The 1,038-nt window shown below is 34.1% G+C and carries 2 protein-coding genes and 1 pseudogene; all 3 read right to left on the reverse strand.

Going from position 1 to position 1,038, the window contains the following annotated elements:
- A pseudogene (locus CQ058_RS31380) lies at positions 1-377 on the reverse strand (FtsK/SpoIIIE domain-containing protein); the annotation flags it as partial.
- A 100-nt stretch (positions 378-477) separates the two neighbouring features.
- Positions 478-663: a hypothetical protein gene (locus tag CQ058_RS31385; RefSeq protein ID WP_002107213.1), complete on the reverse strand. Its 186-nt coding sequence runs from the start codon at positions 661-663 to the stop codon at positions 478-480.
- A gap of 7 nt (positions 664-670) precedes the next feature.
- Positions 671-961: a hypothetical protein gene (locus CQ058_RS31390; RefSeq protein WP_105590280.1), complete on the reverse strand. Its 291-nt coding sequence runs from the start codon at positions 959-961 to the stop codon at positions 671-673.
- Positions 962-1,038: the final 77 nt, after the last annotated feature.

Here is a 1,038-nt window from a genome sequence, read left to right on the forward strand (position 1 = left end):
CTCCATGTATGCTCTTTTAATAGATCCTTAGACCAATTCCACATTTCAGGTATTTGTTGGCTAAATACTCGAATATGAAGCTCTCTTTGGTGAAACGATATTTTAACAGGTTTATATAGGCCTTCTTCTAATACTTCAGCTAACTTTTGGATAAGTTGACTAGGTACACCAAGTGGTAACTTGTAAACATAATTCATACTTATATCATCTTTAATTTCTTTTATAAAAATGGGGTATTGTAATTCACCTTTATGTTGAACACATATCTTTGCAATTTCAAAAAACGTTGTGATTTTTTTCTTATCACTCATTCCGTTACTTTGATAAAAATAAGCTACAGTTATAAAGGTTGCTGGAATTAATAAAAGTGACAACATTCCCTCCATACCTCCTTAAGGTAGTTGAGCCTGTATGGAAGCTTAGAAAAAGCGGTTTAAGATGCGCTATTATAATCATTTTCAACTACCAGATGTAATACTAACGTAGAAACACATCTAGTATATCCATTAGAACGTACCAAACACTCCCAATCAGTAAGCATTTAAGACCCGCACGTAGCAACCAACCTGGAAGATAAAGACCTTTCTTCTTCAGCAATTTTATTCCTAAAACTGAAGCTCCGGTCACGCCATATACAATCCCTAGCTCTCCAATGATTGTCATGTTTATCTCATCCTTTCAGTTTGATAGATAAATTCCCATTACGATCTCTATAAAGTTGATAATCATCCAGTAGCTCATTCCATGACAATGCCTGTTCATTGCCATATAGATCGTCTTCAATTTTTTGACTTAAATAATAGTAACCTCGATATTGTTGGTCCAGGTATACTTCGTGACGTAGCATATGCTCTTGTATGGCGCAAATGTTAATTTCCTTTTTGGTGCTTTTGTACATTTCTTTCAGAGTGCTTGAAGAATATAAATAAGGGGTAGTATACAACATTTGATAATGGTCCATTTTTTCTCACCATCCATATAAAATTCCAGCTTCCTTAAATACGTATGTTTGCAATACAGCTTTTTGAATTTGTACCT

The organism is Bacillus sp. MYb56 (assembly GCF_002976445.1).
Taxonomy (GTDB): domain Bacteria; phylum Bacillota; class Bacilli; order Bacillales; family Bacillaceae_G; genus Bacillus_A; species Bacillus_A mycoides.